The organism is uncultured Legionella sp., from assembly GCF_937871865.1.
Lineage (GTDB): Bacteria > Pseudomonadota > Gammaproteobacteria > Legionellales > Legionellaceae > Legionella.
This window is the reverse complement of record NZ_CALMPD010000074.1, coordinates 1-5,926: the sequence shown is the minus strand read 5'-3', so window position 1 is coordinate 5,926 and position 5,926 is coordinate 1. Positions and strand designations below refer to the sequence as shown.

The window sequence follows — 5,926 nt, the reverse complement described above, 5'->3', positions numbered from 1 at the left end:
AATTCGCCAAGCTCTCTTTGCTTACGTCATAAAAAGTTAAATTGACGGCGCCCTTGGAAATCGTGTTTTCTCTTTTAAACGTCCAAGTAATGGTTTCCCAACTAAACTGACTAAAGAATTTTTATTGGTGGACTTATTAAACAATGCAAAATATTTAACGGAAGATGTAAGCCAATTGCATTCAAAAGTTGCTAAAAACATCGATCAGTTTGATAAAGTCCAATTGATGAAACTATCTGTCAAATATGGCAAAGTTGCCACCAGAAAATATTTACATACCCTCCTTGGAAACTAATATGTCCTGCATGAAAGTATGTAAGTCATCACCAGTTGGAACTTTATTTTGTTATGATTTTTTCATTTAAAAAATGAATTATTAAACTCGTAATATAGTTTCTCCAGTTATGTGCTATATTATATATATAATTTTTCACTCAATTAATGAAAATATGAATACAGAGTATATTGAAACAAGTGGTTTTGAAGGGTTAGGAACGTCGGAAAGACAATCTTTAGCTCGACTATGGCGTTCGTCTAAATCAACAGTCACCCCTAAACAAGCTGCAAAAATATGGCAATTAACGCCAAGTCAAGCAGCAAAGCGTCTAGCTCGGCTCAATAAAAAAGGCTGGCTTGAACGAATAAGTCAAGGTGTCTATATACTGGTACCCATAGAATCTTTAACCAGTGATGTAGTACCCGAAGAACCTTTTGCCATAGCGACTGAGATGTTTCCCCCTTGTTACATAGGTGGTGTTAATGCTGCTAATTACTGGGATTTAACAGAGCAATTATTCAGAACCATTACCGTCATGACAGAAAAAAATGTTCAAAATAGGAACCCTATCCTTGCAGGAACTGAATATGTTCTACACACATTAAAACCTCAATATTTTTATGGTTTGAAATCAGTCTGGTTAGGTGGTGTGAAAGTCAAAATTTCAGATCCAACACGCACCTTGATAGATATGCTTATGTTCCCTGACTTTTGCGGGGGGCTTAATTTTATTGTGGACGTTCTGGGAAACTATCTTAAATCTGAAATGAAAAATATTGAGCAATTTATTCAGTATTTGGAGGTGGTACCAAATAGAGCGGCTTTAAAACGTCTTGGTTTTCTACTTGAGCGTAATTTCCCCGAAGAGCAAGAGTTGATGGACTATTGCCAACAAAACTTAACAACCGGCTATGCCAAACTTAATCCCGCTCAAGCTTGTGATAAATTAGTCACTAAATGGCGAGTATGGGTGCCCCAATCCTGGAAGGAAAAAGCAGTATGATTAACAAACAAGACATTATTGATGAAGCTAATAAACATAAGCTGCCTGCGAATACTATTGAAAAGGACTACGTATTAAATTGGCTTCTAGCTGGTATTAGTGAAGCGAAACCATTACAAAATGGCTGGGTATTCAAAGGAGGTACCTGTTTAAAAAAATGTTATTTCGAATTGTATCGATTTTCAGAGGATCTTGATTTCACAATATCTAATCTTGATGACCGTAACCCGAATTACCTCAAGACAGTTTTTGTAGATATCGCTGATTGGGTCTATGAACAAATCGGATTAAGCTTTCCAGAAGATGGCATAAGCTTTGAACTATATAAAAATCCAAGAGGAGAACTTTCTATTCAAGGAAAATTAGCTTATATAGGCCCTATGCAAAGAAGGGGAAACAATCCAACGCTTAAATTGGATTTATCCTGGGATGAAATTCTAGTTGAACCACCAGTTAAGAAACCTATTTTCCATCCTTACAACGATGATGATTTTGATTACCAAATTCAAACCTATTGCATTGAAGAAATATTTGCAGAAAAGCTCCGGGCATTTGTTGAGCGAATGAGACCAAGAGATCTATTTGATATTATTCATCTATTTGAAGATCCTAGATGGTCTCCTAACAGAAAAAGACTAATATCGGCATTAGAAAAAAAATGCGATTTTAAAAATGTTGGCGTTCCAACTCTTGAGTCAGTATATGCGATGCCTGGTAAAGCAGATCTTATTGCTGATTGGAATGGGATGTTAGCACATCAAATCTATGAGCTTGAAACACCGGAGTTTTATTGGGATAAACTGCCTGATTTGTTTAACTGGTTGTATGGCAACTAGAAAAATTATGCTAAAGAATTTTTTACAGATATACAAAAATCACGAGGGACTTTGGGGACAAGTGGGATACCTTCATAATTAAGGATTTGAACTGTCCCGACCCACTTTATTCAAAACGGGACAAAGGGGACCCATTCGTTATTATAACCATTTGCAGTATCAATCAGTATCATTCAATAACACCTCTTGGAATTCGATCTTTTATGCTTGACAAACTTTGAAAGAATGCGCAATACTTTTTCCGAGCTTGAAGTAGAAGCTTTCATAGCCAAAAGGCTAGTGAATATCAATTATTTGTCCAAGTTTAGTCGGATAGGCATTTGAATTCATCTCCAAGGATGGTGCAGGTCAGCATTATGCTGAATGAATAACCAATTGCGGAGATCCCTATGTCTGCTCAAAAACTATCCCGTTTACATCTATTAAACGAATTTGAATCTGCGCCTTGTTCTGCGCTATTTAATCAACAAACCATCGCGGCAGTATTAAGCTGTTCCACCCAGTTACTTGAACGTAACCGTTGGGCGGGTGGTGGTGTTCCCTATTTAAAAATCGGCCGTAAGGTGTTGTACCGAAAAAGTGATGTGTTGAATTTTCTCCAACAACAAAAAATTTATTATTCAACCAGTGACGAGGGTCAGTTACAGCTTGTTGAGAACGCATAAATTTAAAAATTCGTCAGAATGAATTTCCTTCATTCCGGCGGTTTGATTGTTGTTTGGAGAATAATGTATGTCACAAAATCATGTTATTGAATTACCCAATACAAAGCAGCGCCCAATTATCTGCGACTATGCTGGTGGTCGCTTTCGATTAACTGCTGAGGGGTTAGCATTTATCGGTATTGATAAAGATGGCAATCCATTGCCACCTCGTTGGATATGCGCGCCATTGTATGTTGTTGCAAAAACTCGAGATGCCCATAGTGGTGAATGGGGTCGTTTGCTAGAATGGCAGGATGATGATGGAATAACTCATCAGTGGGCGATGCCCCTGGCTTTGTTGCAGGGGGATGCCTCCGATGTTAGGCGTGAACTGGCAAGATTGGGATTGAGCATTTCTCCCAATAGGACTGCTCGCGATTTGTTGGCTTCCTATTTACAAGTCTTTCCAGTAGACGCACGTGCACGATGTGTTGATAGACTGGGTTGGCATGGCGATGTCTTTGTAACAGCCTCCCAGTGTATCGGGCAATCAACTGAGAAGATTGTTTTCCAGAATACCAATGCCATTGAACCAGCAGTGTCTATCAAGGGTAGCGTGGAGGAATGGCGCGACTCAATAGGCCGGTTGGCATCAGGCAACTCAAGATTGGTGTTTGCCATATCTGTAGCATTAGCACCTGTACTGGCAAAGATTGTTGGCGAAGACTCAGGCGGTTTTCATTTCAGAGGGGCATCCTCATCAGGTAAAAGCACTGCATTGAGTCTAGCTGCCTCCGTTTGGGGAAATCCACAATCCTATTGCCGTTTATGGCGCAGCATCACTAATGGGCTTGAAGGCTTGGCATCATTACACAATGATGGATTACTCATTCTTGATGAACTCAGTCAAATGGATCCCAGGGAAGCAGGGGAGGCCGCTTATTTGCTGGCCAATGGTCAGGGAAAAACACGTGCCTCTCGTTCAGGCACAGTCAGGCAATCTTCCCGATGGTCTTTATTCTTCCTATCTGCTGGTGAAGAGTCTTTGACAGCACTCATGGCAAAATCAGGGCAACGCATTAACGCAGGTCAGGAAATCAGGCTTGCTGATATCGAAGCGGATGCAGGTTGTGGGATGGGGATCTTTGAAACGATTCATGATCAACTAAGCCCAGCCAGTATGGCTTTATCGCTTAAGAAATACAGCAGCCGATATCATGGCGCAATGGGTATGGCGTGGCTGAATCAAGTAATTGCCAACCGACAAACAATCGGTCGATATATCACCGACACCATTCAAACCTTTGTTGATGCAGTCATTCAACCTGATGCAACAGGTCAGATAATCCGTGTTGCCAGACGCTTTGCATTAGTTGCTGCTGCCGGTGAACTGGCCAGTCAATTTGGCCTGACAGGATGGCAAAAAGGCGAATCGTTCTTTGCTGCAAAGACCTGCTTTATTGCATGGCAGGATGCTTTTGGGATTGATGGTCATCACGAAGATCGCGCGATTATGGCGCAGGTACGCGCCTTCTTTGAATCCCATGGAGCCAGCCGATTTGATAATGCCAACTCACCCAACAATGACAAGATTCTCAATCGAGCAGGATTTTATCATACAGATAGCGAAGGGTTCCGAATCTATATGGTGTTAGCTGAGACGTACAAAAATGAACTGTGCAAAGGATTTGATCAACGCACAGTAACACGGGTTTTATTACAAGCTGGCTGGCTGAAACCTGCCTCTGACGGTAAAGCCTCACACAAGCCAAGAATCAAAGGAGTTGGTACCCCAAGATTGTATATTTTTACAGGTAAAATTTGGGGAGATGAATAAAAATTGATTGTGCCAGTAGTTTTTCCATTGAGCACCGAAGGTGCGAATAAGGCTCGTGAGTTTGATATCCAGCTCGCTGGTTAGCTAACTTCACCTATCTTGCCCTGTATTTTGAAATTTATTTTAGAACCGTCTTTTGGTGATTATTCGTAATTGTTCGTTATATAACGATTAGTAACGAAAATAATCATGAATAAACAGAAATAAATAATAAATTACCGAAAGTTACCAAAAAGGACTTTGTTAGTGATCGAAAAGGTCGAAAATAAATAGAAATAAACGACAAAACTCAAAGGATTGAATAACCAGTATTATGGAGAGTAAACCATGAAACAATCTTTAACAGAAAACATAATGACTTCCAAACAGAGCCAACAAAGAACGAGCGCCAGAAAAAATAAAGTGGCATTCTTGGCTATGCGCGAAGATATTTCCGAAGCCTTGGAAAAAGGGTGGTCTATTACCATCATATGGGAAACGCTTAGAGATGAGGGAAGCTTCACAGCAACTTACAATACGTTTAGGTTATACGTATTGAAATACTTGAATGGTCAATAGTCGGGGTATTCACAAAGGGATGTCAGTGATCAGCAACCAAAGAGATTGTCATAAATCAGGACAAAAAGAAAAAGGCAACTACTATGTCTTCATTTACTTTTAATCTATACCCAATTTAAATGAATTATTATGATGGAATGGATTTTATTGGTGGGTATAGTTTTCAATAAGTCCCATATGCCCCACCTTCATGGCACAGGGTGGGGACGGATAAAACCTAGTAGTGACGCGCCCGCCCCAGATGTCCCTCTTGTCCCTGTGGTTTTTGACAGTATTGTCAAAGCCTCTGTATTTCGTGATTTGATATGTTGAATTTCCTTTAGATCATCAGCGAGCGGATATACTATTTTGATAGCAAGAGGTTATAACAATTATTGCTTTGGAAATTGGTATAAATCTCCTTTTTGATATAAAATCGCGCAAATGTTTAATAACAACACAGCGAAATTGATCAAAAATTCAGGCTAATAACGTAACATTTAATATCGCGTTCTTACGTAACCCCACCAATAATAACAATAAAAAAAGGAGTCTATGTAAGCAAATGAATCTTTGCATGGGTTGCTATTGCCCAAAATTAACAAAGGGCTGTGATCAAAATTGAGGAAATACAATGCAAGATAAGAATGACGATATCAATCTCCATGCTTCCATACAATCATCAACTTTTTCCAGAAGCATGGAAGAAGAACGTCTATTATCTCTTATAGAATTTGCCCAACAATCGGCTCGCTTAAAGCTTAATCCTATCAAAGATGTAGTAAAACATGG

Annotated in this window: 5 protein-coding genes; all 5 read left to right on the top strand. The window is 39.6% G+C overall.

Annotation, left to right across the window (positions count from 1 at the left end; all coding sequences use genetic code 11):
• The first annotated feature begins 449 nt into the window (after positions 1 to 449).
• Positions 450 to 1,280: a type IV toxin-antitoxin system AbiEi family antitoxin gene (locus tag Q0495_RS04205; protein ID WP_298623447.1), complete on the top strand. Its 831-nt coding sequence runs from the start codon at positions 450 to 452 to the stop codon at positions 1,278 to 1,280.
• Positions 1,277 to 2,116, top strand: coding sequence for a nucleotidyl transferase AbiEii/AbiGii toxin family protein (locus tag Q0495_RS04200; RefSeq protein WP_298623445.1), 840 nt, complete (start codon positions 1,277 to 1,279; stop codon positions 2,114 to 2,116). Before Q0495_RS04205 ends, Q0495_RS04200 begins: the two co-directional genes overlap by 4 nt.
• A 389-nt stretch (positions 2,117 to 2,505) precedes the next feature.
• Complete coding sequence (locus Q0495_RS04195) at positions 2,506 to 2,781, top strand: DNA-binding protein (protein ID WP_298623442.1); 276 nt, start codon at positions 2,506 to 2,508, stop codon at positions 2,779 to 2,781.
• 67 nt (positions 2,782 to 2,848) lie between these two features.
• Positions 2,849 to 4,597 carry a DUF927 domain-containing protein gene (locus tag Q0495_RS04190; protein ID WP_298623439.1) on the top strand — a complete coding sequence of 583 codons (1,749 nt, stop codon included), beginning with the start codon at positions 2,849 to 2,851 and terminating at the stop codon, positions 4,595 to 4,597.
• A 327-nt stretch (positions 4,598 to 4,924) separates the two neighbouring features.
• Positions 4,925 to 5,155 (top strand): TraK family protein, encoded by a 231-nt coding sequence (locus Q0495_RS04185; RefSeq protein ID WP_298623437.1) that lies wholly within the window; start codon positions 4,925 to 4,927, stop codon positions 5,153 to 5,155.
• Positions 5,156 to 5,926 lie beyond the last annotated feature (771 nt).

Bases quoted from the DNA above. Each gene is read 5' to 3' on its own strand.
- Q0495_RS04185 (WP_298623437.1), top strand. From the start codon at position 4,925: ATGAAACAATCTTTAACAGAAAACATAATGACTTCCAAACAGAGCCAA.
- Q0495_RS04195 (WP_298623442.1), top strand. From the start codon at position 2,506: ATGTCTGCTCAAAAACTATCCCGTTTACATCTATTAAACGAATTTGAA.
- Q0495_RS04205 (WP_298623447.1), top strand. From the start codon at position 450: ATGAATACAGAGTATATTGAAACAAGTGGTTTTGAAGGGTTAGGAACG.
- Q0495_RS04200 (WP_298623445.1), top strand. From the start codon at position 1,277: ATGATTAACAAACAAGACATTATTGATGAAGCTAATAAACATAAGCTG.
- Q0495_RS04190 (WP_298623439.1), top strand. From the start codon at position 2,849: ATGTCACAAAATCATGTTATTGAATTACCCAATACAAAGCAGCGCCCA.